The organism is Undibacterium sp. GW821-FHT07F11 (genome assembly GCF_059418665.1).
The window spans coordinates 521,773-545,664 of record NZ_JBWKQH010000004.1; the positions used below are offsets into that span (position 1 = coordinate 521,773).

At 54.1% G+C, this 23,892-nt stretch carries 21 protein-coding genes and 3 tRNA genes; 9 read left to right on the forward strand and 15 right to left on the reverse strand.

Features of this window, described 5'->3' with window-relative positions:
- Positions 1-235 precede the first annotated feature (235 nt).
- The 6 genes from AC07OI_RS12895 to AC07OI_RS12920 form a co-directional block, all read right to left on the reverse strand.
- Positions 236-1,549: a M20/M25/M40 family metallo-hydrolase gene (locus AC07OI_RS12895; protein ID WP_495257511.1), complete on the reverse strand. Its 1,314-nt coding sequence runs from the start codon at positions 1,547-1,549 to the stop codon at positions 236-238.
- Between the two features lie 168 nt (positions 1,550-1,717).
- Complete coding sequence (locus AC07OI_RS12900; protein WP_495257512.1) at positions 1,718-2,623, reverse strand: DMT family transporter; 906 nt, start codon at positions 2,621-2,623, stop codon at positions 1,718-1,720.
- 74 nt (positions 2,624-2,697) lie between these two features.
- Positions 2,698-3,504, reverse strand: a complete 807-nt coding sequence (locus tag AC07OI_RS12905; protein WP_495257513.1) for a helix-turn-helix transcriptional regulator — start codon at positions 3,502-3,504, stop codon at positions 2,698-2,700.
- Positions 3,505-3,915: 411 nt separating this feature from the next.
- Positions 3,916-4,767 carry a lipase family protein gene (locus tag AC07OI_RS12910; RefSeq protein WP_495257514.1) on the reverse strand — a complete coding sequence of 284 codons (852 nt, stop codon included), beginning with the start codon at positions 4,765-4,767 and terminating at the stop codon, positions 3,916-3,918.
- An 80-nt stretch (positions 4,768-4,847) separates the two neighbouring features.
- Positions 4,848-5,729, reverse strand: a complete 882-nt coding sequence (locus AC07OI_RS12915) for a hypothetical protein (RefSeq protein ID WP_495257515.1) — start codon at positions 5,727-5,729, stop codon at positions 4,848-4,850.
- Positions 5,730-5,784: 55 nt separating this feature from the next.
- Positions 5,785-6,597 carry a DUF6597 domain-containing transcriptional factor gene (locus AC07OI_RS12920; RefSeq protein ID WP_495257516.1) on the reverse strand — a complete coding sequence of 271 codons (813 nt, stop codon included), beginning with the start codon at positions 6,595-6,597 and terminating at the stop codon, positions 5,785-5,787.
- 94 nt (positions 6,598-6,691) lie between these two features.
- On the opposite strand from AC07OI_RS12920, the gene AC07OI_RS12925 reads away from it, so the two are divergent.
- The 4 genes from AC07OI_RS12925 to AC07OI_RS12940 all read left to right on the forward strand — a co-directional run bounded on the left by AC07OI_RS12925 (position 6,692) and on the right by AC07OI_RS12940 (position 9,280).
- Positions 6,692-7,213: a DUF3224 domain-containing protein gene (locus AC07OI_RS12925; protein ID WP_495257517.1), complete on the forward strand. Its 522-nt coding sequence runs from the start codon at positions 6,692-6,694 to the stop codon at positions 7,211-7,213.
- 89 nt (positions 7,214-7,302) lie between these two features.
- Entirely contained in the window at positions 7,303-7,509 is a 207-nt protein-coding gene (locus tag AC07OI_RS12930; protein ID WP_492701559.1) for a hypothetical protein, read from the forward strand.
- A 354-nt stretch (positions 7,510-7,863) separates the two neighbouring features.
- Positions 7,864-8,364, forward strand: a complete 501-nt coding sequence (locus tag AC07OI_RS12935; protein WP_492701557.1) for a phage tail protein — start codon at positions 7,864-7,866, stop codon at positions 8,362-8,364.
- 115 nt (positions 8,365-8,479) lie between these two features.
- The gene (locus AC07OI_RS12940) at positions 8,480-9,280 is read left to right on the forward strand and encodes an ImmA/IrrE family metallo-endopeptidase (RefSeq protein ID WP_495257518.1); all 801 of its coding nucleotides are present in this window, start codon (positions 8,480-8,482) and stop codon (positions 9,278-9,280) included.
- A gap of 69 nt (positions 9,281-9,349) precedes the next feature.
- Here AC07OI_RS12940 and AC07OI_RS12945 read toward each other — a convergent pair whose 3' ends face one another.
- The 8 genes from AC07OI_RS12945 to AC07OI_RS12980 form a co-directional block, all read right to left on the reverse strand.
- Entirely contained in the window at positions 9,350-10,516 is a 1,167-nt protein-coding gene (locus tag AC07OI_RS12945; RefSeq protein WP_495257519.1) for an acetyltransferase domain-containing protein, read from the reverse strand.
- Positions 10,517-10,526: 10 nt separating this feature from the next.
- Positions 10,527-12,611 (reverse strand): TonB-dependent siderophore receptor, encoded by a 2,085-nt coding sequence (locus tag AC07OI_RS12950; RefSeq protein ID WP_495257520.1) that lies wholly within the window; start codon positions 12,609-12,611, stop codon positions 10,527-10,529.
- Positions 12,612-12,813: 202 nt separating this feature from the next.
- Positions 12,814-13,476: a DUF3299 domain-containing protein gene (locus AC07OI_RS12955; protein WP_495257521.1), complete on the reverse strand. Its 663-nt coding sequence runs from the start codon at positions 13,474-13,476 to the stop codon at positions 12,814-12,816.
- A gap of 16 nt (positions 13,477-13,492) precedes the next feature.
- Positions 13,493-14,791, reverse strand: coding sequence for an ABC transporter permease (locus AC07OI_RS12960; protein WP_495257522.1), 1,299 nt, complete (start codon positions 14,789-14,791; stop codon positions 13,493-13,495).
- Positions 14,791-15,510 carry an ABC transporter ATP-binding protein gene (locus tag AC07OI_RS12965; protein WP_495257523.1) on the reverse strand — a complete coding sequence of 240 codons (720 nt, stop codon included), beginning with the start codon at positions 15,508-15,510 and terminating at the stop codon, positions 14,791-14,793. The genes AC07OI_RS12960 and AC07OI_RS12965 overlap by 1 nt, the downstream gene beginning before the upstream one ends.
- Positions 15,510-16,025 (reverse strand): DUF2796 domain-containing protein, encoded by a 516-nt coding sequence (locus AC07OI_RS12970; RefSeq protein ID WP_495257524.1) that lies wholly within the window; start codon positions 16,023-16,025, stop codon positions 15,510-15,512. Before AC07OI_RS12970 ends, AC07OI_RS12965 begins: the two co-directional genes overlap by 1 nt.
- Positions 16,022-17,284: a zinc metallochaperone GTPase ZigA gene (gene zigA, locus AC07OI_RS12975; RefSeq protein WP_495257525.1), complete on the reverse strand. Its 1,263-nt coding sequence runs from the start codon at positions 17,282-17,284 to the stop codon at positions 16,022-16,024. The genes AC07OI_RS12970 and zigA overlap by 4 nt, the downstream gene beginning before the upstream one ends.
- Positions 17,285-18,328: 1,044 nt before the next feature.
- Complete coding sequence (locus tag AC07OI_RS12980) at positions 18,329-19,129, reverse strand: oxidoreductase (RefSeq protein WP_495257584.1); 801 nt, start codon at positions 19,127-19,129, stop codon at positions 18,329-18,331.
- A gap of 243 nt (positions 19,130-19,372) precedes the next feature.
- On the opposite strand from AC07OI_RS12980, the gene AC07OI_RS12985 reads away from it, so the two are divergent.
- Positions 19,373-20,329 (forward strand): LysR family transcriptional regulator, encoded by a 957-nt coding sequence (locus AC07OI_RS12985; protein ID WP_492701541.1) that lies wholly within the window; start codon positions 19,373-19,375, stop codon positions 20,327-20,329.
- A gap of 212 nt (positions 20,330-20,541) precedes the next feature.
- On the opposite strand, the gene AC07OI_RS12990 is transcribed toward AC07OI_RS12985, so the two are convergent.
- A complete protein-coding gene (locus AC07OI_RS12990; RefSeq protein ID WP_495257526.1) occupies positions 20,542-22,152 on the reverse strand; it encodes an FAD-binding protein in 1,611 nt (536 codons plus the stop codon).
- Positions 22,153-22,589: 437 nt separating this feature from the next.
- Between AC07OI_RS12990 and AC07OI_RS12995 the strand changes: the two genes are divergently transcribed.
- The 4 genes from AC07OI_RS12995 to AC07OI_RS13010 all read left to right on the forward strand — a co-directional run bounded on the left by AC07OI_RS12995 (position 22,590) and on the right by AC07OI_RS13010 (position 23,892).
- Positions 22,590-22,847, forward strand: coding sequence for a hypothetical protein (locus AC07OI_RS12995; RefSeq protein WP_495257527.1), 258 nt, complete (start codon positions 22,590-22,592; stop codon positions 22,845-22,847).
- Between the two features lie 226 nt (positions 22,848-23,073).
- Positions 23,074-23,150: transfer RNA gene (locus AC07OI_RS13000), tRNA-Pro, on the forward strand.
- Between the two features lie 569 nt (positions 23,151-23,719).
- A tRNA-Gln gene (locus tag AC07OI_RS13005) sits at positions 23,720-23,795 on the forward strand.
- A 23-nt stretch (positions 23,796-23,818) separates the two neighbouring features.
- Positions 23,819-23,892, forward strand: a tRNA-Pro gene (locus AC07OI_RS13010).

The following is a 23,892-nucleotide window of genomic DNA, read 5'->3' on the forward strand; positions in this document are numbered from 1 at the left end:
AAGGAAAAGGAAGTGGTGCGTTATAACGCACCCTACAACACCGCACGGCATCGGGTAATGAGTGACAGCCTTGTTCTTATCACCGTATCGAAGCATTTGCGCCTGTAAGTCAACAATAAATATTCAGGTCATCCCAGCGCAGGCTGGGATCCATCTGCGCAAATTCCGTCTCTTCTCTCAAGATGCTGAAATAGGCGAGAGGAAAATTAGTAACGATTCACAGTTGCCCAGTCTCTTATCGCGTCAACCTATACAAATAAATCGCCGTCCTGATTGTCGCTTTCTGTATTGAAGAAATATCCAGGTCTTCATCCGGTGAATGCGCCCCTCTGCCAGTGGCACCCAGGCCATCGAGGCTGTCTACATAGGGTGCGACGAATTGTATGTCGCCTGCACCGCGCTCACCGGGTGGAAAGGCTTTGATTTCGCCCAGGCCAGCGTCGTAGCTGGCTTTGGAATAGATGTCGAGCAGCGCCAGGTTACCTGGGGTGGGGGACATGGGCGGGTAGTTTTCGCTAAAGCGTATTGTCGCGCTGGTGCCAGCCAGGTTTTTGCTGACGATGTCTTTCATGCGGTCTCTGGCGCGCTGGCCCTGTTCTGCGCTGAGGTAGCGCAAATCGCCATGTACCTCGGTGCTTGGGGCGATGACATTGGTTTTGCCAAATGCCGTGCCCTTGCTGTTCTGGCTGTCATAGCTGATCTCGGTGCCGCCGACGATATTGCCGGGGTTGAAGGTCAGGTCTGGTTCTATCAATTGCTCACGAAAGCTGTTCAGGATGCGCGCTGTTTCATAAATCGCGCCATAACCATTATGACCAAACACGGTGGCAGAATGACCTTGCTTGGCTTTTACATCCAGTACAAAACCGCCAGAAGCGCGGCGGCCTATTGTGCCAGTGGCATTGCCCTGATTGTCGAGTGCCGTGCCTTCAAAGGCCAGCGCCACGTCACTGCGTTTGGCGGCATTGACCAGGTCGGCTCTTGCCGTGGCGATAGGGTGGCCGACACTTTCTTCATCACCACTGAAAATGACCTGGATGCGGGTATTGTCGAGTGCCCCCACCGCATGCAGGGCGCGCAGGGCTTCAATCATGATGACGTCGCCACCCTTCATGTCATTGACACCCTGGCCGCGCACGCGGTTACCCTGCCTGTCCCACAATTGTACGGGACTGTCTTTTTCAAAGACAGTGTCCAGATGGCCTATCATCAGCACGCGCTTGCCCTGCTTGCCTTCACGCTCGGCCAGCAAATGCCCGGCGCGGTTCATGGTGGCGGGCATCTCTGACCAGCTGGTCTTGAAGCCCAGGCCATCCAGCTCTGCACGGAACAATTTGCCTACATCCCGCACACCCGCATGATTGAGTGTACCGCTGTTGATGTTGACGCTGCGCTCCAGCAATTGCAGGGCCGCTTCTGATCTGGCCTGTACAGCAGCGACAATTTTTTGTTCGGTCGGCGACAGGCTTTGTGCGTTGGCCCTGGCTGCAAACATGCTGGTGGAGAGGGCGAAGGCGATGCAAAGCGGGAGCGTTTTCTTGATGAGCATGGCGTATTCCTGAAACGTGAAGTAGTCGGTTGGGGCAGATGCATAATGTACACGGTTTTTCAGGGAAGAAGGTAGAGATGCACGCATCCGTAGGGTGCGTTATAACGCACCATTGGCCATACACGAAAAAAACGGTGCGTGATGTGCATTACACCGCACCCTGTAAATTTACGAAATTTTCTCGCCTGCTACACCAACCCCGCGCCTGCCTAACAATCCCATCCCGCCTATCGCCAGCAATACGCAGGCGATGCCTGTGATCTGGCTGCGGCTGACCACTTCGCCCAGCACCACGACTGCCAGCACCACGGCAGATACCGGGGCCAGCGCCGTGAAGAGGGCAGCTTCGCTGCCGCTGACTTTGGCAGCGCCTGCATACCACAGCAAAAAGCCAGCTATTGTTGGCACCATCGCATAGTAGACCACTGCCCACACCGCATCGTTGGTGACAGGTGTTTGCCACGGCATTTCAAACAGGGCAGGGATGATGGACAAGGCCAGCCCCAAACCTGTCATGATGGTGGACAGAGCCAGCGGGGCGATGGCAGTTTTCAGACGTTTGTTCAGCAAGATGAACAAGCCTTCGCAAATAATGGCAGCAAAGATCAGGGCATTGCCCAGCAGCGAATGCTGGCCACCTCCATCTGCCCGCATGGCTATCGATAAAACGCCTGCTCCAGCCAGCAGCACGGCCAGCAATAAGCTGGCTTGCGGCCTTTCACCCAGCAAGACAATGGCAATCGCCGCAGAGACTATCGGCAGGGTGCCGATGATGACACCGGCGTCTGCCGCAGATGTCAGGTGCATGCCGCTGATGAGCAGGGTGGTGTAACCGACGCTGCCAGCACCGGCCTGCAAGACCAACAAGAGCCAGTCACGCCTGCCCAGCCTGGGCAGGCGCGTGCCGGTAACGCGCATCAATAATAAAAAGCAGGGGAAGGCGATGGCAAAGCGCAGCGCCGTTGCGGTAAACACCGGCAAGCCGCTGCCTATGACTTTGCTGGCGACTACCGTGCTGCCGACGACGATCATCGCCAGCGCCAAATATGCATATCCCAATAATCTGTCTGACATTGCTTGCCTCACCATGGTTGGAAAGGCTACAGCGTGACAGTTTGAAATTGCGTCGTCTTGAATAAAATTGCAGCTTAGATCTTGGTGCTATAAGTTCCGGGAGATATCCCAAAATTGCGCACAAACAGTCGCGTCAGATGGCTCTGGTCAGCAAAGCCGCTATCCATGGCGACTTGTACCAGGGGTGTGCCTGCGGCGATCAGGCGGCGGGCATGGTGCAAGCGGCGTTGCAGGATATAGGCATGTGGTGTCATGCCCGTGACCTTGGCAAAGGCCCGCAAAAGCTGGAAGCGGCTCAGTCCGCTTTGCTGCGCCAGGTCTTGCAGGCTGATGATGGCAGTCGGGTCATCATCAATGCGGTTGCGCGCATGGTGTATGGCTTGCGGCACAGGCTGACTGAGCATGGTGGCTGGCTGCATGACGCGGGCGAACAGCATGATCATTTGTTCTTCTGCAGGCATGTGCGCGTCAGGTGATGCTGTCATCGTTGCAAACAATTGCTGCACTGCCTGACTGGTGTGTGCATCACGCATGACCGGCAGGCTGAATTCTGCCTGGGTAGTCTTGCCTTCACTGATGTCCATCATGATGCTGCTGATCAGGGCTGGTTCAAAGTACAGCATCTGCCAGCTGCGCCCGCTATCACCTATGGGTGTGCCATCGTGGATTTCGCCAGGGTTGACGGTAATGGTGTCGCCTGCCATGGCCTCGACCATGCCAACGCCACTCAGGGACTTTTGTGCGCCCTGTACTACGATGCCTATGCCAAACTGCTCATGCATATGCCGCCCAAAGCTGTGCCTGGATTGCGCCCGCACTGCTTCCACGCCGGGTAAATGGCAGGGCAGCATGGTGAACTGTTTTTGCGGGCTGGCGGGCATGGTGTCGTCAGTTGAACTTGATGTCTTAGGATAGCATTTTTGATGAGGACGGGTGAAATGTCTTGACAGCGTAGGGGCGATTAGATTCGCGTAATCGCCCGCATTTGCCTGGCAATAACAAGCGAACTACGGCTTGACCGTGACGTAGCCGTAACTGGAGGTGTATTGCAATGCACCACACGCTTATCCATTTTTCGGCGAGGCATGCGTACGATTACGCTGCGCTAATCGTACCTACACGTTTGTCCTCTGTACTTCCTCTGTGGTGAAAGGTCTTGGATCAGGTTTTAATAAATGGATACATTATTCAGAAGCCTAATGTTGGGCTGATAACCCGTAGCCCAACCTACATTCCGCAGCCTAGCGAGGCCCGGCCCAACCTACGAGATATGAAGTGTTCACAATTAGCCCTCACAGACCCAACACCGCCCTCACATAATTCACCGGCGCGTGATCCGCCAGTGATCGAAAGCCGACATTCTCGCTACGCCATGCATGTTCAAACAGATATTCTGCCTTGGCGATGGTCTGGTCTTGCAGCATGTCCAGGCTGCTAGGGGCAGCGATCAGGGCACCATGGCGGTCGATGTAATGCATGCCATGCAGGTGCTCATAATATTCCGACTCAGGCGGCAGGATGGTGACGATGTCGGCGCAATCCACATAGCGGTCAACCACGCGGTTCTTGAACATGGCAGCAAAGCTGGCATTGCCCACGCGCGGCGAACCAAAGCTCACCAGGCGGCTGTCGGGCAGCAGGGCGGCGGCCAGTGTGGCGATTGCTGCCCCCAGGCTATGGCCGGTGATATAAATTTTTGTGGCCTGGATTTTACCCAGCCAGTCATGCAGTTGCGGGGCGATGCTGTTATAGGCCCGCAAAAACCCATCATGCACCTGGCCATCACCTTGCCAGTTCACCGGCCAGAACAAGCCATCGATGAGGATGTCGGTAGGATCATCCGGCTGCGTACCGCGGAACGCGATATAGGCAGTATCACCCTTGACGACAGCAAAACCCTGGGTGCGGGTGCGTTCTGTGACATCGATGCGCGTATCAAGCAGCAGGGTAGCTTCCCCAAATTGCGCCTGCGTCAATATGCCCTGGAAATGCTCAAGTACCTGCCCGCCTTTTTCATAATGCCAGTAAGCCAGCCTCGCCAGCTCGGCACAAATCGCATGCGTGGTCCAGGGTAATTCCGTGCCCAGCAAGGCAGGCTGGGATTCGGGATGGAATAGGGCGGTCTTGCTGGGATCGTATTGCATGTGACCTCCTGCCGAGTGGGAGCGATGGTAATTTTAAGATAGCCTACACTTAATTATATTGCAAGTGTGAGTGTGAAAGATTAATGGCTGTTGACCGGCCCTACTGCCTTGAACTGATATCGCACTTCTGCTTCTGACTTTGCTGGCAGTTTGTTGAGCAAACTTTCGTCTGGTATCAGGTAACGTATTTGTTTGTTGTTCAGATCAATTTGGATCACATATTGAACTGCGCCAATGTAGAGGTAGTCTTCTGTTTCAGACAGGACAGATGATATAGGCCATATACCCTCCTGGATAAATGGCTTGTGCAAAGTGTGGATGAAATTATCCTGGTCTATGGCAAGCAGGGCATTTGGACAGGCCAGCAACAGTTCCTGATTACGCTTAAGGCTGGCGGTGGTGGGCGCACAAGGTAACTTGACTTCTGTACTTGCCAGCCAGCGGCCAGAGTGCTTGACGAACTTGATCAACGAAGCTCTGGAATGTCCAAGATGAGACAGCCCTTCCAACGCATACAGATTATTATTTTTTTGAATGAACCGTATGATCTGGTGATCAGATATTTTGTAATGTTTTTTTCTGTCCTGGCTAAACCAGTACAGTGCTGCACCAAATTCACCAAGGTTATAGCCAACCAGCCATCCGTCATCCACTTCGGTGAATGAGGTAGTGGTTTTTAAAGAACCTGACAGCGGTTCTGCAGCAATGACAAAGCGCGTATCTCTGCCAGTTTTCTTTGAATTACTCTCATCCAGTTTTGCCTTGACGATAGTTCTCTCAATATATACACGCCATGCGATCTCAGAATAATTGGCAGCATAATTCCATACTTCCCGCTCTTCCTCTGACGCAGGTACAGTGACCTCTTTCCAGGTGCTGACATTAGCTGAATAAGGTTTTGTTGCTGCGTTGGCGCAAACAACGTAGAGTGCCAAAGCCAGCGCAAGAATAAATTTGGGCATGATTGCTGATGAATATGGTGTCAATGAGATCAGGTGTCATTATACAAGCTGTCCTTCACCCCAAACTCTTCTCATACTCCCCCGGCGTCATCCCCACCAGCTGCCTGAAATCCCGCACGAAATGTGCCTGGTCGAAGTAACCCAGTTCCAGCGCCAGATCAGTCCAGCTCAGGGTCTTGCCTGCTTGCACCTGGGCCACGGCTTCATGCAGGCGGTAGCGTTGTATGACCCACTTGGGGCCTATGCCTACGTATTTTTGGAACAGCCTTTGCAGGCTGCGCTTGTCCATGCCAGCGATTGCCATCACGTCTTCTACGGCGACGATATTGCGGTCCTGTTCTATCTGTGTCAGCCAGTTGCTGATACGGCTGACTTGTTCATCAGCGGGTGGCTGATGGCGCAGCAAGAATATTTCTGCCGCAGCGCACGTGGCTTGCACGTCATCTGCGACCAGTATCTGTGCGCAAAAATCTGCTCCATCCTTGCCAAAGCAGTCCGTTATGTCTATCGACGTATTGCCCAGTTGTGCCACTGCCTGCCGGTAAAACGGGTAAAAACCACCAGGCTGGAACTTGATGCCGAAAACTCTTTCCTTGCCTTGTAAAGTGCGCATGAAGCGGCCGCTGTGTACGCCATAGATACGCGCCTGGCCATTCTCGACAACCAGATGCACATTCGGATGTGGCAGGGTCGCTTGCTCCTGCGCTGGCATGCCGCGCAAATCCCAGGCTACGTACCAATAATGCGCCACCAGGCCAGCCAGCGCGGGCGAGGGCAATTGACGGTGATGCTGGAAATCACCTTCACTAAAGGCCGGGCGCAAGACACCGCGTGCCGGGCCAGGATCCTGGGACTCGGTCTGGTTCATTTTTTATTCTCGTTTGCAGCTTGTCGCGTTTTTACTATCATGTGTGCCAAGGCTCTGGTGTAATCCTGTTCATGTAATTTTTTGGAGAGCAGAGATGAAAACTATACTAGCCAGTGTCACCAGCATCGCCATGATCGGCGCATTCTGCCTGTACACTAGCGCATCTCAGGCGCAAACTGCCGCAACCCCATCCACCATTGTAAAGGAGCAGCGCATGCAACATATGCATCACGTAAGCGGCAAATTCGAGGTCAAGCTCAGCCCGCAGGCCGCCGCACCTGGTATAGAAGCTGCCAAACTGGGCCGCATGACGATAGACAAGCAATTTCATGGTGAGCTGCAAGCCAGCAGCCTGGGTGAAATGATGTCAGCCATGGGCGAAGTCAAAGGCTCGGCAGGCTATGTCGCCATCGAAAGAGTGACGGGTACTTTGCTGGGCAAGCAAGGCAGTTTCGTCCTCATGCACACTGGCATCATGAACCGTGGCCAGCCGCAATTGACGGTACAGGTCGTGCCTGATTCAGGTACCGGCGAGCTGACCGGCATCAGTGGCAACATGGGCATCGATATCAAAGAGGGGCAGCATTTTTACAGTTTTGATTTCAGCTTGCCTTGATATCGGGGCAAACCTCAGTCTGGCATCAGGCTGGAAAATATTGCCTGAGCTGCTATGATGGAAGTTCTATAAAATCAGAGCAGCTACCTATGTCTATCACTGTAAAAAGCCCGCGCCTGCATCTTGTCTCGGGAATCTGTTTCGCCCTGGCCAGCCTGGTTTTCCTGACGTTAGGTTTCCAGGCGGCAGATAACCAGCAAATAGCCCGCTTTTTTGCCAGCGGCTTGTTTGCCTTGAACGCCACTCTGCAATTCTTCTTTGCCAGCAAGAAAAAACATCAGGCTGAACCACAGTAGCAGGGCCAGCGGTATGCATCATGTCCGCAGGTGATGTTCATTTTGCATAGCATCATGCGCTTTACGGTTATCCGGTTTTTGCTTCAGCCCCGTGACTACAGGGCGCATTGCTATGTGCCGCATGATTTTCCACATTCCTGGAAATTTTGTTCTATCTTATATTTCACATCCCAGGCCGTTTTCAGCAACAAAGCGGTCAGCCATTTCCCGGTGTTACCCCTATTTTCCCGAATGCACTTGAGTTTTAATTAATTAGCAATTATTCTGGTGCTCAACACACTCTCTGATGGTCAGTTTTCCATACATGAGTGCATGTTAAAACTATCACTATGTAATTCAAACAAGAAGGAATGGATGATGACATATACGCTGGATGCCGATATACCCGCTGACAGCGGTTCGGTTGTTGCCCTGATCGCCATGCCGGTTGGCACGGTAGTCAGCTTTGTCGGGCAAAACCCGCCGAATGGCTGGCTGCTCTGCGATGGCTCTCACATAGATCCTGCCACTTATCCGAATCTGTATCCACTGGTCAACGGCGTCCTGCCTGACCTGCGCAGCCGCTTCGTCGTCGGTGCCGGACAAGGCGCAGGTTTGAGTAACTACCCCACCAGCGCAACCGGCGGTCTGGAAGCTGTGACGCTGACTACCGTGCAGATGCCATCGCATTCTCACACCATCAATAAAGGCGATTTTGGTTTGCACAACCGTTCGTTTGAGGGTGATACCGACACGGATTATCCTTATGAAACCAGGTACAACACCCCCATTAATGGCACTGACAAAACCGGCGGTGATCAACCCCATGAAAACCGGCCACCGTATTTTGCGCTGACGTATATCGTCAAGTATTGAGCGCATCAAAAATTATCTGGTAGGGTGCGCTGTGCACACCCTATTGAGTGATCTTGCGACTCGTTATATTACAATCGATGCTATCGTCGACATCATTCAACATCATCCAAGATCAATGCATCGCGCCTGGAACCCTACTCGCAGAAATAAAAACATCGGCACCAAAGCCCAGGGCCACGGTAATGACAACCGTATGGTCGTGCCCGAAGCCTGGGGTGAAATTTTTTATGAAAAGCTCGATACGCATGTGCTGGTCAGGCGTGATATTGCCGGACGTGAAATGCGTTTCTTTGTCGAGCCAACCCGGTCGGATTGTTTTTACGCGTGCAGCATAGATGACATCTGCAAGCTACTCTCGCACTGCCCGGCAGAGGTCTTGTCTTCTTTTGATTTCATTGTGCTGCGCCAGCCCACGCGCAAACAGCGTATCTTGAGTCCTGCATGGGGGCGAGCGATTTTCTCATTTGAGATACGCCAGCAACTTGGCGCTGCCATCGTCATTGAAGCACATAATCTCGCCGATTATAAATGGCCAAAATCGCTAAGCCAGGAAAGCCTGCGCGAACTGGCGCGTTTGCAGCAAGATGGTCATACTATCGCCCGTACCCGGCAAGGCTACTCAATTTCGTCTGACGCCCAGGCTATGCGCAACACCATTTTGTACCGCACACTCTTGCATGAGATAGGCCATCACGTCGATTACAATCGCAGTACGAATGAAGAATGGGATAGCAAGACCAGATCCACCAAAGAAGATTATGCACATCGCTTTGCGGCAGAGTTGTATGCCAGGCTGGAACAGCAGGCTGTTGTGCCATTTGCCCCCATACTCGATGAAGCGGCAATGGCGCGGGATGGGTTGGAATTTGCATGGTTTTGTCCACCAATTCTGCAAGATTTCCCATCATCGCCGTAACGTAGCCATAACGTAGCCATAACGGAAGGTGCATTGCAATGCACCCTACGACTATCCTGTTTTCTATCATCAAAAATACTTTACCCAAGCCCGTCCGCTTTGCCGCTTGTAACGCGCAAAAGCACGGCAAGGGTAATACAGCAGCGGTATCAAGGCCGCAGCAATCAACCAGATTTGCCAGACATAATCCACACCAAAACGCTGTCCATGATTGGCTCCAGACACGGCAAGCATCAGGCGCTGCAAGGCCAGCAAGACATACAGATGCAGCAGGTAATAAAACATCGGCGCACCACCAAACACGCTGGCGATGCGGCTTAACTTGCCGGGGTATTTTTCCAGCAAGGCTAAACAGCATATGCCTGTACCCAGCGTCAGCAGAGCAAAGTCCAGCGAGGGTGGGTACTTGCTCAGGTTGAAGTAGGACATCAGCGTCAGCAGGCCGTTGCCATGATCTTGCCAGGGCTGGGTTTCACCGTAGCCGTTGACACAGCGCAGTACTGCAAACAGGAACAGGGCAGTGATGCCAAAGATCACTAGCAGGTTCTGACGGCGCGTTGCACTCATACCTGTCGCATACAGGCGGCCAGTAACATAACCCAGCAAGATGATGCCTATCCACGGCAGCAAAGGGTAGCTAACCTTGACCTTGATTACCGCATCGCTGATCAGGTAACCACGGTGCAGCAGCAAAGTCCACAGGGCGTACGACAACGTGCCAGGTGCGAAACTCAAATCAGCCAGGGCATTATGCCCGCCCACAATCAACAAACCTAGCAAGCCCAATACCAGCGACGGCAGCTTGTGCAGCAAGCCCAGGACTATCATACTCAGTCCTATGACCCAGATCACTTGCAGGTAAATCGTCGCAGGCGGGAATTGCCCGGCCCAGGCGAAATTGACTACCGTCAGTTCCAACGCTACCAGCAGCAAACCACGCTTGATCAGAAAGCCGCCGGTGTTGCGTAGGCCAGCATCGCGAGTGCCAGGTGGCGGGTTTGCATACAGCCATGCAGACAAACCAGTCAGGAACACAAACACCGGCGCACATAGATGCGCTGCCAGCCGCGTAAAGAACAGTGCTGGCGCAGTCTGGCCCACATCCATGGGGTCGCTGACTTGCTGATGTAAAAAGAAAGTCTCGCGCACATGGTCAAACATCATGATCATCATGACCAGGCCACGTAGCGCATCGATGCTATTGATGCGCTGGCTGGTTTTACTGTTGTCCGTCATCGTCACGCCATTAAAACTGTTGATGCAGGGTGAGGCTGACACTGCGCTCAGCCCCCGGTGCCACCCAAAGCTGGCTATATGAACTGGCGTAATAGCGTTTGTTGAACAGGTTATCCACATTCAGCGACACCCGCATGGTTTTGCTCGGGCTGTAAGAAGACATGAGTTTCACCGTTGTATAAGCTGGCAGCACAAAGCTGGAAGACACTGCCACATCACCCAGACGTTCACCCACATAATTGATGCCCGCACCCACGCTGGCCCTGGCTGTGCCTATGTTGAATAACTGGCTCAGGATAAGATTGGCGCTATGCTTTGCCACATTCGGGAAGCGGCTACCAGTGACGATGGTGTTGTCCCCTTTGGTGACTGTCGCATCGGTATAGGCATAAGCGGCAGACAGGCGCAGGTCATTGGCGATGTCGCCCGCCACATCCAGCTCCAGCCCCTTGCTGCCCACTTCACCTGCCGCGATAGAAAAATCAGTATTGGCCGGGTTGGTGGTCAGCACATTGCTTTTCTTGATACGGTAGAGCGCAATGGTGGCGCTGGTCTTGTTGTCTGGCGTATCAAATTTGAGGCCCACTTCATAGGCACGGCTTTCTTCTGCCGGAAAGGCGGTGTTATTGATGCTGATGCCACTATTCGGGCGAAAGCCTTTTGCCACATTGGCATATAGCGACACGCCCTTTATGGGTTGATACACCAGCCCAGCGCGCGGGCTGGTGGCACTGAGTGACTGGCTGCTGGCGACTGATGCTCGGTAATTAGTCAGGGTCTGCTCATAATGGTCACTGCGCAAGCCCAGCAGCGCCTTCCATTGTGTGCCCAGATCAAGCTGGTCTTGCAGGTAGAGTCCACGTGCACGCTGGTTTTCCAGGGTATTGACAGACAGTGTCAGCGGGTCGGCAGTCTTGCCATACACAGGATTGTAGATGTCGATGGCATAGGCGTTGGTGGCCGATGGGTTGCGGCGCAACTGCAGGCGGCTGTCATCAAACTGATAGGTATCCATACCCAGCAAGACATGGTGCTTGATGGCCGCAGTGACAAACTTGCCAACCAGTTCCACACGCGCAGATTTGTCCGTCGCAGAAAAGTCGCGGTAGCGGCGCTGGCGGCGTAAAGTGCGTTCATCTGCCAGCAGATTATTTGCCTCGGTGGAGTAGCCATTGAGCGCACTGTCGCGGTAAGACAAACCACTTTGTAGCGACCATTGCTGGTTGAAGTCATGCTGGACAAACACCTGGTGTCCCAGCGACTTTACCGTCATCAAGCCATCTCCTGGCTCGCCCAGAAAGCGTGAATTGGGTATCAGGCCCAGCCTGCCATTCACGGCCAGCACGCCACGGTCAAACGGTGTTTTTTGTTCACTGGCTTCGAGTTCATACGAGAGTGTCGTGCGCTCGCCTAACAGCCACACCAGAGAAGGCGAGACAAAGCTGCGCTTGCTGCTGATGGTATCGCGGTAGCTGTCACCCTGTTCTGCTGCCGCATTGATGCGGTAGGCGATGTTGTCGCTGACCGGCCCGCTCAGGTCGGCAGCGATGCGGTAAGTCTGGTGGCTGGCCAGCGTCAGGTCTACATCATACTCAGGCTTGAAGCGCGGTTTTTTGGTCATGATATTGACGGTGCCACCCGGTTCACCACGGCCATACAGGGCTGATGATGGCCCTTTCAATATCTCGATTGATTGCGTACTCGCAGTATCGCGCAAGCCATTGTAGCCACGGCTGGAACTGAAGCCATTGACCATGTAATCAGACCCAAAATTAGGGTCGCCAGTAAAGCCGCGCATGGCATAGCTGTCCCACAAACCACCCAGATTGCTTTGCCGCGCAATACCGCTGGCCAGGTCCAGCGCATTGTTGAGGCTGGTGACGCCATAGTCCTTGAGCAGGTCAGCCGTCAATACCCGCACGCTTTGCGGCAGGTCCGCCAGCAGGGCATCGGTCTTGGTGGCACCGGTGGCGGAGAGGCTGCGATAGTTTTGTCTTTGGGCTTTGATCAGGACTTCGGTTTGGGCTTGTTCCTGGGCATGGGTGATGACGGGGTATGCGGCGGCGATGAGGAGGCTTAGGTGTTTGTAGTGCATGGGGTTCCTGGGGGAATTAAAAAATTGATTTGGGGACGGAGGTTGGATAGGGTGTAGGTTGGGCTACGGTTTACCAGCCCAACACTCGGCGTTTAAATGACGATACGTATGTTGAGGCCCAGTGTTGGGCTGATGAGGCGTAGCCCAACCTACGCTCGGTTCCAACCTGCGCTCGGGTCTAACCTGCACCGGTTCGTAAACCCTACTTCGGATAAACATAAGCCTCCACCTTCACCCCCTTGAGGCGATACCCCGCACTACCCATGGACGTATCACTGCGCGTCGTCTCCAGCACGCCGCTGACCCATACCGCATCCATCATCTGTATCTTGGCGGGCTTGTCGAGCACCACGGCTATGATCTGGTTCGCAGGTGGTGGCGGGGTGTGGATGCAGCCGCCGAAGTAGGGGACGAGTAAAAATTCGCGCAGCTTGCCGCGTTCGCCATCCAGCGGCACGATGAAGCCGGGGATCTTGATGCGCGTGCCGTTGAGGCTGGTTTCGACCGGGGCTTTGTCCCAGGCTTCGCGCATAGTTTGCAGGGCGGCCATGGCGCGTGGGTCACCATCGTTGAGGAAATTCATGTCCAGGTTCTTGAAGTCCTTGGTTGGGTCCCAGTTCCTGGGGATCAGGGCTTCCCAGCGGATTTCTTTGTAGCTATCATTGGCTGGCGCTGGTGGTACGGTTGGCTTGTGCGGCACTACCGCAGCTTTATTCTGCGGCAGCCTGTCCCCCACCTTGTATTGCCCGCCAGGCTCCGCCGCTTTGGCTGTCATCAACAGCCAGGCAGTCAGCATGAATAAAATACAGCAGGCACTGCCTAGCCAGAACTGGTAAGCAAAGCGGGATTGGTATTTTGATTTCATCGTTGTTCTCTCATTTTTACAGGCGCGGCATCAAACCATCAGCCAGCGAATTGCGGTAAGCCAGCCATGCCGGCACCAGGCTGGTGAGCATGCCCATCAGCACTACCAGGCCCAGCAGCGGGATTTCTGTTGCATTGACGAGGCCGGGTTTGATGAGAATGCCGTAATGCATCTGTACCCAGTCCTTGCCCGCCAGCGTCAGCACATCGAGCAGAAACAGTCCGCTGATGGCACCGGCAATGGTCAGGCCCAGGCTTTCTGCCATCAGCATCAGGAACAAGTGGCCCGGCCCGGCACCGGCAGAACGCAAAATCGCCAGCTCACGCCTGCGTTCATTCAGGCTGGCCAGCATCACCGCCAGCAAACCTGCACTACCCAGCACTACCAGCAGCGAAGACATCGCCAGCAAGACCCGTTCAATGATGCTGATGACTTGCCACAACTGATCCAGCGCCACACCCGGCAGCACGGCCAGCAAGGCATCTCCAGCTTTGGTGTTGATTTGCCTTTGCAAACGAAACACCATACTGCGCTTGTGCAGGCCCACCAGCACGGCGGTAATTTCCTTGGGTTGCAAATCAAACTTGCGCGCATGCTCTGCGGCGATAGAAAAACCCGGCACGGGTGCGCCGCCTTGCCAGTCAAGATGGATGGCCTGCATGGCTTGCAGGCTGATATGCACGCTGCTATCGACCGGCGTGCCAGTGCGCACCAGCACACCCACGACCTTGAAAGGTTTGTCGGCATGCTCTGCCAGTGCCGCATCGCCGGTACCGTGGTTCAGGGTGATTTTTGTGCCTACCTGGTAACCCAGATTGTCTGCCACATCTGCCCCAATGACGGCGTCAAACAAATGATCTGCATCCCCGGCAAAAGCCTGCCCCGCCCGCAGTTGCAGGTTTTGCGCATCGCCATAGCGAAAGCGGCTGAAGTAATCTGGCGTCGTACCCACCACTGCAAAGCCGCGATGCGAGTCACCCAGCGACAGCGGCACGGCCCAGGCAACAACCGGGTCATGCAGTAAATCCTGGTAACTTTGCCAGGCAATATTATTGGTCGCCGCACCGATACGAAACACCGCATACAGCATCAGTTGCACCGGGCTGGTACGCGCACCCACGACCAGGTCAGTGCCGGAGATGGCATGCGAAAAGCCTTCACGTGCGTCATTGCGCAGCCGCTCAACCGCCAGCAACAAACAGACCGACAGGCTAATGACAAACAGCATAAGGCCCAGCGTCAGGCGGCGGTTCCAGGCGCTTTTGCCTGCCAGTCGCAAGAAGTATAGTAACTGCGAAAATAACTGCGAAAACATCAGTGCTGCTCCACGCTATTAATTTTTTGCAAGTCCAGTTCACGGCTGAACTGGCTGGCCAGCCTGTGGTCATGGCTGACAAATAGCAGGCTGCTGCCATGGCTGGCGCATTGCTGCAAAATGAGTGCGATAAAATCTTTTTGCCTGTCAGCATCCAGTGCTGATGTAGGTTCATCAGCGATAATGATTTCTGGCTGGCCTATCAGCGCACGCGCCGCAGCCACGCGCTGTTGCTGGCCTATGCTCAGTCCTGTGACATGGCGCTGGTAGAGGTTGGCATCCAGTCCTAGCGTATCGAGCAAAGCCACTGCTGCCTCGCGCGGGCTGCCATGCGCTGCGCTGGCACGCTGCTGCCGTCTCACCGACAGGCGGCAGGGCAGCAAGACATTTTCCAGCATCGACAGATAAGGGATAAGGTTGAACTGCTGAAAAATAAATCCCGCATGATCCACGCGGAAGCGGTCACGCGCCGCGCCGGACAATGCACCCAGGTCACTACCGAGCACCGTGACCTGCCCACGCTGCGGTGTGATAATGCCACCCGCCAGCGACAGCAGCGTACTCTTGCCACTGCCGCTGGGGCCGTAGAGGAACACGCTTTCACCTTTGCCGATATTGAAGCCTTCTATGTCCAGGCAAGGTGCATGTCCGGCCTGCCAGCGGAACTGTACGTCGCGCAGACTCAGGGCAGGGCTGCTGTCTTTTTCTATTGCAGACATCACCATGCCAACGTGCGTTGTTTTGGTGTCAGTGTTGCGGCAGCCTGCCCACGTGCGCCTGCCATTTGCGCATCGACCTTGTGTATAGACGGGAAGGCATCAAACAAACTCAGTTGCAGCGATTTCAATGCGGCGACTTTGGTACAGGCATATTCATATTCGGCATGCAGGTTTGCATGTTCATCCTTGCTTGTAGCTGTAGCTTGCAATACGGGTGCAATTACTTTCACTGCGACTAGCTGGCAGTCTGCTTTGGCACTGAGCTTCAACAAGGTATCCGGTTTTTGCATGAGATCAAGCAAAGCCTTGACTGCCTGTTTTTGCTTGTCCGTGCGCGGCGCATGTTCAAAGCCCAGCAGGTTATCCAGGGGGCTGTCAAATTCCAGCGTCAGCTTGTTGCCATCCTGCGCCAGCAATACCGTGGCGCTGCCGTGTACATGGGCTTCATGGGCGCTGCTGCTGATGGACAGTGCTTGCAATGCAGCGAGCAGGACGAGGGAGATCAGTTTGTTCATACTAATGCCTCCACGTGCGGTGTGATCGCGTGGTTGGCTTCCTCGTCTTCGCCATCATCTGTTTCCATCCACGATGGGAAAGGATCGTCATAGCTGGCCCAGGCCTCTGGCCCCTGCGCCATTTCTGCATCCGTCAGCAGACAGGCATCCAGCACCGCTTCTATCGCCGCCTGATCCATGTCCACGCCAATGAATACCAGCTCCTGGCGGCGGTCACCGAATGGCTCTATGCATTTGCTTAAAATATGCTGCTGGTAATCTGCATCCTGCGGCCACTCTGCCTTATTGACGGCAGACCACCACAAGCCCGCTTCATGATGACGGCAAATGCCGCCCGCCTGCGACCACTCACCAGCGATATCCATGCGCGTCGCCAGCCAGAAATAACCTTTTGACCGCACCACACCAGCAAAGCCCTGGTGTATGCAAGACCAGAAACGCTGAGGGTGAAACGGTCTGCGTGCACGGTAGGCAAAGCTGCGTATGCCATATTCTTCACTCTCGGGCACATGCTCGCCGCGCAATTCTTTCAGCCAGCCTGGTGCGGCAGATGCCTGTTCAAAGTTGAAGCGGCCCGTGTTCAATATCCGTTCCAGCGGCACATTCGAAAAACTGCAAGGCACGATATCCGCACGCGGGTTCAGCGCCTGCAATATCTGACTCAGTCTCTCAAACTCGGCGGCACTGACCATGTCGGCCTTGTTGAGAACGATGACATCGCAAAATTCTATCTGCTCGACCAGCAAGTCAACGACTGTGCGTTCATCCTCTTCCCCCATGGAAGTGCCGCGCTGGTTCAGGCTGTCGCCCGATGCATAGTCGCGTAAAAAGTTATAGGCATCCACTACCGTGACCATGGTATCGAGCCGCGCAATATCAGACAGGCTGCGGCCTTCTTCATCCCTAAAAGTAAAAGTCTCGGCCACTGGCATGGGTTCGGATATACCGGTAGATTCTATGAGCAGATAATCAAAACGCTGTTCACGGGCGAGCCGCTGGATTTCTATCAGCAAGTCTTCCCGCAGGGTGCAGCAAATGCAGCCATTGCTCATCTCGACCAGCTTCTCATCCGCCCGCGACAACTCGGCCCCACCTTGCCGCACCAGGTCAGCATCGATATTCACTTCAGACATGTCATTGACAATGACAGCCACCCGCTTGCCTTCACGGTTGTTGAGGATGTGATTGAGCAGGGTAGTTTTACCTGCACCCAAAAAACCGGAGAGTACGGTGACGGGCAAGAGCGTGGGGTTTGGCATGATGGGTCCTGTGTCTGGGGTTGCGGTAGGTGGCTGTTGTGTGACTGAGTTTTGATGCGGGATGGCACCAGGTCAGGCGTTTCTAATGACAGAAGTGCGGCGTATTCAGTCCCGTCTTTATTTTTAAATGCAACTTTGTTGCATTATTGATTTAAAAAAATAGACTGAAATCAGTCTGTGCTTATCTTTGTATCTCTCAATTTTCCAGCTCTGAGCAACGCCTGCAAAGGCGTGCGTGCAGCTCAGCACCTCAAGCAAACAGACAGCATCCACCATACATCAGGCGTGCAGATGGTTTGTTATCTCAAGTCTATTTGCAACACAATTGCATTTTTCAGGATCATAAAGTAATTCAATTTTTTTTGCAACAGTGTTGCAATGGATGTGGTTGTCAGTTAATGGAAGGATGGAAGATAGCGGCACTGCAGGGATATTTCTGCCAGCCTTGGTGTAGGGCGCATTGCAATGCGCCGCATGGCTTTACACCATCCCGGGCAACATATCTACGCCGTGCACGATACTCAAGCATGAGGTTTACATCGCAATCTATCGTGCTGTGATAAAAGAAAATGAGCCGTGTGTAGGTACGATTAGCGCAGCGTAATCGTACGCATGCCAACCGCCGCTAACTGATGAGATTGAAAGTCATCACGACTTCAATGTAGTGTTTTCAGCAAAGGCCGTAATGTTGTTGAAGCAGGTATTTTGCGACGCTCAGATTTTCTTGGGGCTGTGATTATTTGGGCGCACATCATGCGTACGATTACGCTGCGCTAATCGTACCTACGTTTTCTGAGGGCGACGCGCACCCAATTCTTTATCAGCGCCGTGACGTAGGTCGCATTGCAATGCGACGCATGGTTTCACACTATCCTGGGCAACATATCTGCGCCATGCCCCACGCGTACATGCGACGCATTACAATGCACTTCCCATTACGGCAACGATGATCCCTTTTGTCAAGATATCTGCATCATCAAACGATCATCGCCATCTTCGGCCAGCCTGATCAGGCGCTGGATGAAGCTGGCTACGCAATCACCCTCACATTTTATTCAACGCCACCAGCGCCGCCTCATCAAGTCGCAACGCACCTGCTGCGACGTTGTCATGCAGATGTGCCACCGATGATGTGCCAGGGATGACGAGAATATTAGGTGCACGTTGCAGCAGCCACGCCAGTGCCACTTGCATGGGCTGGGCTTGCAGTCTTGCTGCCACCTGCGTCAATGCATCAGACTGCAAAGGTGTGAATCCACCGAGCGGGAAAAACGGTACGTAGGCGATACCCTGTGCAGCCAGTGTGTCTATCATGGCGTCATCATCGCGATGGACCAGGTTGTAGTGGTTCTGCACGCAGACGATGTCGGTGATCTGCTGAGCTTCTGTCAATTGCTGCATATCGACATTGCTGAGTCCTATGTGGCGGATCAGGCCTTCTTGTTTCAGGTGCAGCATGGTGTCAAGTGCTTCGGCGAGTGATGAGCCGTCCGGGCCAGCCACACCAGGTGCACGCAGGTTGACCACGTCCAATGCATCCAGCCTCAGGTTGCGCAGGTTGTCGTGAACAGCGTCACGCAATTCCTGGGCAGAGGCCGCGGGCAGCCATGACTGGTCTTTGCCACGCTTGAAACCTATCTTGGTGACGATGGTCAGATCATCCCGGTAAGGGTGCAGCGCTTCGCGGATGATCTGGTTAGTCACATGCGGCCCATAAAAATCCGAGGTATCGATATGGTTGATACCCAGCTCCATGGCGGCACGCAACACTGCCACGGCAGCAGCACGGTCTTTGGGCGGACCCCACACATGCGGGCCGGCCAGTTGCATGGCGCCGTAGCCCATGCGGTTAAATGCAATCGCGCAATGTGCAGGTGTGAACTGGTCACTGGAAGGGGAATATATCGTCATAAAAAAACTCCGGGGTGAAGGTTGACAGGTTTGCCAGGACCCGGTTTTGCGTTTGTTTTGCGCTTGTCGCTTAGTGGGTCAGGGCATGGACACATCTTAACAAGAGCCATACTGTGTGATAATCAGGGCAATTCCGCACGGCTTGTACGATATTCCGCACAATGGAGCATTCCAACCATGACCACAGACTTGCATTCCCTGGCTGACCTGTCCACCTTTGCCCTGGTTGTGCAGCACCGCGGCTTCCGTCAGGCTGCGCGAGCGAGCGGGCAATCTGCCTCGGCACTGAGCGAGGCTGTACGGCGGCTGGAAAGCCAGCTTGGCATACGGCTGCTACTGCGCACGACCCGCAGCGTCACCACAACCGAGGCTGGGGCGTTGCTGCTGAGCCGCCTGCAACCCGCGCTCAACGATGTTGCCAGCGCGCTTGATGTGCTGAACGACTTGCGCGACAGCCCGCGTGGCACGCTCAGGCTCAATGTGCCAGTCAGTGCGGCACTTTTTTTCCTGCAACCCATCGTCGATCAATTCATGCGCAAGTATCCGGATATCTTGCTCGACATTGTCATCGACAATAATTTTGTCGATGTCGTGGCAAGCGGATGTGATGCAGGTATCCGTTATGGCGAACGGCTGGAACAAGACATGATCGCCGTCCCCATAGGCCCGCTCACGCAACGTTTTGCTGTTGCTGCCGCGCCTGCCTACCTGGCCAGGCGCGGCATACCCGAGCATCCGCGTGATCTGCTGCAACATGCCTGCCTGCGTGGCAAATTTCTTAGCGGTGCTATTTTTCCTTGGGAATTTGAACGTGATGGGCAAAAATTAAGTGTTGATCCCAGCGGCCCCCTGATTGTCACGCCTACGGTGATGGATTTGGCTGTCAATGCGGCGGTGGCGGGCCATGGCGTGATTTATCTGTTTGAAGAATGGCTGCAACCCTACATCTCAACGGGTCAGTTGCAGCCCATATTGCAGGATTGGTGGCTGACATTTCCGGGGCCGTTTTTATATTATTCAGGGCGGCGGCACCTGCCTGCGCCCTTGCGCGCATTTGTGGATTTCATACGTGCGCCGGATAATGCTGGCCAGAGTTCTGCTGCGGCTGCTCAGAAAAAGAAAATTGCCAGATAGCCTGGATATTGCTGTGCATGGCGTGCGGGCGATTACGCGAATCTAATCATACCTACATTCCGCCATTTTTCACCATCGCCGTGACGTAGGGCGCATTGCAATGCGCCGCATGGTCTCACAACATCCCGGGCAAAATATCAATACCGTGGACAACGCTCACTACGCTTATCCCTTTCGCAAGCATCGCCGTAAACATCGCTGCAAAAAACGCATCACTCTCCCACCAGCCTCGCCACATAAGGATTCACAAACATCCCGGTAGGATCACAGCTCTGGCGGTAATCATCGAAGGCCTGTACGCGTTCTTTGCGACGGCTGCGTAGCTGTTTGATGAATGCCGGGTTGAAAGGTTGCGTACTTGCGCCCGGGCCGGTGGCCGGGTCGTAGAAACCATACATCTTGCCATTGTGTGGCCAGCCGCCCAGGGCGACCCATTCACTTTCGACTTCAGCAAAAAAATTCAGTAATTTGGTGGGATAGTCGAGGCCGTTTTTATGGCCATTGGTATCGTCATGGACGGCGACGAAGGCGATCAGGTCAAGGTTGACGAAATACGCGTCGGCATTGTCCGTATAGGTGCCAGCCATGGCAGTGTTGCCGCCCTTGATAAAGCGAAATTCCATCGGTGCGGCGATGTGGAAGTTGCTGCTTTTGTTGACCTTGTCGCTCACAGATTTCAAGGCACCCCATACCGTGGATAAGCTTTCTGCGCCCAGGTCAGGCAGTTCGATGAAGTAAGACATGAAGATGACCCTGGCAGCATCACCCAGCCACAGGTCAGAATTCTTTTGGCCCGCGGCTTTGACTTCGCCCTTGATGACGGATATCGCAGCCGAGGTGACCATGGCAGCCGCAGCAGTGCCCACGATGGGGGCATCGAAAGTTTGTGCATAGATGGCAGCATCTTCGGCCAGGTCTTCACCAAAAGGTAAATACGGTGCGCCGAATTCATCTTTTTGCGCCAGCGCGCAGGCGTCTGCAGTTGGCTCAGGTGTGGGGGCTGCGCCCGAGCCGCTTTCCACATTCCACCAGGCGGCAGTGAAGTTGTTGGTACCTGTCAATGCATAAGGGTTGAAGAAGGTTTCTACCCTGGATTTGGATGCCAGCAGTGCAGACAGGCCAGCACCAAAGTTGGCAGCGTTTTCCCAGACATAATCATTGATGCCGGATGTCAGGCAATTGGCAAAAGGGCGGGGCAGGACGCTGATGGTGACGGCGGTGACAACACCCAAAGCGCCCAGCGACACGCGGGCAAATTGCAGCGGTGACCATGCGCCCACCTTGGGTGTGCTGGCATCTACGGTATTGACGATGCCGCTGGGCCCCATGATGGCAAAGGCTGTCACGGTCTCGGCAATGATAGGTGCCTGCACTGTCGCGCCATGTACGTCCACCGCCGTCATGCCGCCAAGGCTGAAGAAGCCGCCAGCCGTGACGGTTTGCAGCATGAGCTTGTTTTGCGTCAGGAACGCATCAAGCTCATCTTCACGTACACCAGCATTCACGGTGACGCTCTTGCCATCGCTGCTGATCTGCATGCGCTGGTCACCATCGCGGCCCAGGTCGGCATAACAAGACAGATCGACGATGATGAATTTGCTGGCAGGTGTTTCGCTGCTCGCCACCAGCGGGGTTTGTGAATGGCGCTGGCCAGATACGCGCAGCTGCTTGTTTTGTGCTGCGGCATTGCTGACGATGGCCTCCAATTCTGCACGCGTGCGTGGCGTGTAGTAATAATTATCGCCCTGGTAGAACAGGTTCTGGCTCCAGTTTTGCCAGAGAGGGGAGGTGGGTTTGGTACTGTCTGTGCTGGTTTGTGACATGGATTACTCCGGTGGGGATGCAAGGGGGATGCTTTTGCTCCTTCCCCTTGAAGGGGAGGGGACTAAAACAGTACACTTGCGATCGGCATCTGTAAGCCAGGCGCATGTGTGATGCAAAAAATTCTGTCCTGTTACACCAAATTTCAAACAGCAAAAAAATATTTCGATGTAATTTACTCTAGCATAAATTTTAATAAATTAAGCCTTTTTCATAGTGTGGATATGCGCATTTTGACAGCTTAGTTCCGTATAGAAATACTCGCCTGTTGCAAAAATATATCAATTAATTGAATAAATTCGTCATGCCATGCTTGTTTTATTTAAAAAGCTATGGCAAGATACATCCATCGAATGCAGCAAGTAGTTCTGTAACACCAGCTGCAACACCAGCAACACCAGCTTTAATACCAACATCAAACTAAAGAACAGGACATATTGTGAACGCAACGCTACTCCAACAACTGAACCAGAACTTGCGCCTCATCGCGCAGGGCATGGCACAGGCTGGTGCAGCGCTGCTGGATACCGCATCGCTCCCGTCCTTTCCTTTGGCCGCTGACCTGCAGTCGCAACCAGCCCTGCAACCGCAGCCTACATTGCCCAGCCCGCTTTTCGCCTTGCCCCTGCATCATCTGGGCGCATGCATGCAATTCAACATCCGGGGGGAAACCCCACAGGAAAGCCTCACCAGTTAATGGTGTACGCCACCTGTAGCGACAAGCCCGGATGCGATTAACGCACCGGGCTTTTTAGTTTTTGGGCAGGACTTACGCAAAACCGCCCCAGCTGCGTTGCAGCTCCTAGCCGTACTAAAGTACTGCCGTCGTCGCTGGCGCCTTGCTGGGACAATTTTGCGAAAGCCCTACGGAATGCAGAATTTTTAAGCCTGATTGCAGATCGCAACAGGCAAGTGAGTCATATCGGAGTGTGGCGCAGCCCGGTAGCGCTACTGCCCTGGGAGCAGAAGGTCCGAGGTTCAAATCCTCGCACTCCGACCAGATTTAAGCATGGACGATTTTGTAGGGGGCGTTACAACGCACCGTTTTGCCCAAACATGGAAGTTTGAGAAGAAATAAATGTGACGTAGATGCATTGAAAAAAACGATGCATAAGAAATGCAAGGCTTTGTTTGATACTCGTAAGCGGTGCGTTACAACGCACCCTACAGGAATAAGCCTGATGCAGACACGCAATAAGAAATGAATGAATGCGCATGTGGTGGAATTGGCATACACGCTGGCCATGGAACTCATTTCACCAATATAAGCGAGATGCGTTTGTCTCATAACGTGGGCTGGCAAGGCGGACGAGGCAGTCAATAGCGGTGCTATTGATAACGAGTTCAACGCAGTCCAGCGCACGTTATGAGGCAAACCCTTCGGGAACTGACGATTTGGGCGCATTGCAGCGTTGTGCCCCTCGCTAAGGCAGGAGCCTTAGCAGCGGGACACGCCTTGCACTACATCCCAAATCGCCTTGTTCGCACTCGCTTATATTGGTGAAATGAGTTCCCAGTCAGTGCCGGAAGGATTGAGGGTTCAAGTCCCTCCTTGCGCACCAGTTTTACAGGGGATTAGCCAAGCGGTGACGGCATCGGGTTTTGAACCCGACATTCCAAGGTTCGAATCCTTGATCCCCTGCCAGTTTGAGTAGTGAAATGTTTTTTCGGAGTGTGGCGCAGCCTGGTAGCGCAACTGCTTTGGGAGCAGAAGGTCCGAGGTTCAAATCCTCGCACTCCGA

What these genes read in the sequence shown, in the direction of transcription:
- AC07OI_RS12895 (WP_495257511.1), bottom strand. Translation starts at nt 1,549, where the DNA reads ATGCTCATCAAGAAAACGCTCCCGCTTTGCATCGCCTTCGCCCTCTCC.
- AC07OI_RS12900 (WP_495257512.1), bottom strand. Translation starts at nt 2,623, where the DNA reads ATGTCAGACAGATTATTGGGATATGCATATTTGGCGCTGGCGATGATC.
- AC07OI_RS12905 (WP_495257513.1), bottom strand. Translation starts at nt 3,504, where the DNA reads ATGCCCGCCAGCCCGCAAAAACAGTTCACCATGCTGCCCTGCCATTTA.
- AC07OI_RS12910 (WP_495257514.1), bottom strand. Translation starts at nt 4,767, where the DNA reads ATGCAATACGATCCCAGCAAGACCGCCCTATTCCATCCCGAATCCCAG.
- AC07OI_RS12915 (WP_495257515.1), bottom strand. Translation starts at nt 5,729, where the DNA reads ATGCCCAAATTTATTCTTGCGCTGGCTTTGGCACTCTACGTTGTTTGC.
- AC07OI_RS12920 (WP_495257516.1), bottom strand. Translation starts at nt 6,597, where the DNA reads ATGAACCAGACCGAGTCCCAGGATCCTGGCCCGGCACGCGGTGTCTTG.
- AC07OI_RS12925 (WP_495257517.1), top strand. Translation starts at nt 6,692, where the DNA reads ATGAAAACTATACTAGCCAGTGTCACCAGCATCGCCATGATCGGCGCA.
- AC07OI_RS12930 (WP_492701559.1), top strand. Translation starts at nt 7,303, where the DNA reads ATGTCTATCACTGTAAAAAGCCCGCGCCTGCATCTTGTCTCGGGAATC.
- AC07OI_RS12935 (WP_492701557.1), top strand. Translation starts at nt 7,864, where the DNA reads ATGATGACATATACGCTGGATGCCGATATACCCGCTGACAGCGGTTCG.
- AC07OI_RS12940 (WP_495257518.1), top strand. Translation starts at nt 8,480, where the DNA reads ATGCATCGCGCCTGGAACCCTACTCGCAGAAATAAAAACATCGGCACC.
- AC07OI_RS12945 (WP_495257519.1), bottom strand. Translation starts at nt 10,516, where the DNA reads ATGACGGACAACAGTAAAACCAGCCAGCGCATCAATAGCATCGATGCG.
- AC07OI_RS12950 (WP_495257520.1), bottom strand. Translation starts at nt 12,611, where the DNA reads ATGCACTACAAACACCTAAGCCTCCTCATCGCCGCCGCATACCCCGTC.
- AC07OI_RS12955 (WP_495257521.1), bottom strand. Translation starts at nt 13,476, where the DNA reads ATGAAATCAAAATACCAATCCCGCTTTGCTTACCAGTTCTGGCTAGGC.
- AC07OI_RS12960 (WP_495257522.1), bottom strand. Translation starts at nt 14,791, where the DNA reads ATGTTTTCGCAGTTATTTTCGCAGTTACTATACTTCTTGCGACTGGCA.
- AC07OI_RS12965 (WP_495257523.1), bottom strand. Translation starts at nt 15,510, where the DNA reads ATGTCTGCAATAGAAAAAGACAGCAGCCCTGCCCTGAGTCTGCGCGAC.
- AC07OI_RS12970 (WP_495257524.1), bottom strand. Translation starts at nt 16,025, where the DNA reads ATGAACAAACTGATCTCCCTCGTCCTGCTCGCTGCATTGCAAGCACTG.
- zigA (WP_495257525.1), bottom strand. Translation starts at nt 17,284, where the DNA reads ATGCCAAACCCCACGCTCTTGCCCGTCACCGTACTCTCCGGTTTTTTG.
- AC07OI_RS12980 (WP_495257584.1), bottom strand. Translation starts at nt 19,129, where the DNA reads ATGGGCTACGGCGCCATGCAACTGGCCGGCCCGCATGTGTGGGGTCCG.
- AC07OI_RS12985 (WP_492701541.1), top strand. Translation starts at nt 19,373, where the DNA reads ATGACCACAGACTTGCATTCCCTGGCTGACCTGTCCACCTTTGCCCTG.
- AC07OI_RS12990 (WP_495257526.1), bottom strand. Translation starts at nt 22,152, where the DNA reads ATGTCACAAACCAGCACAGACAGTACCAAACCCACCTCCCCTCTCTGG.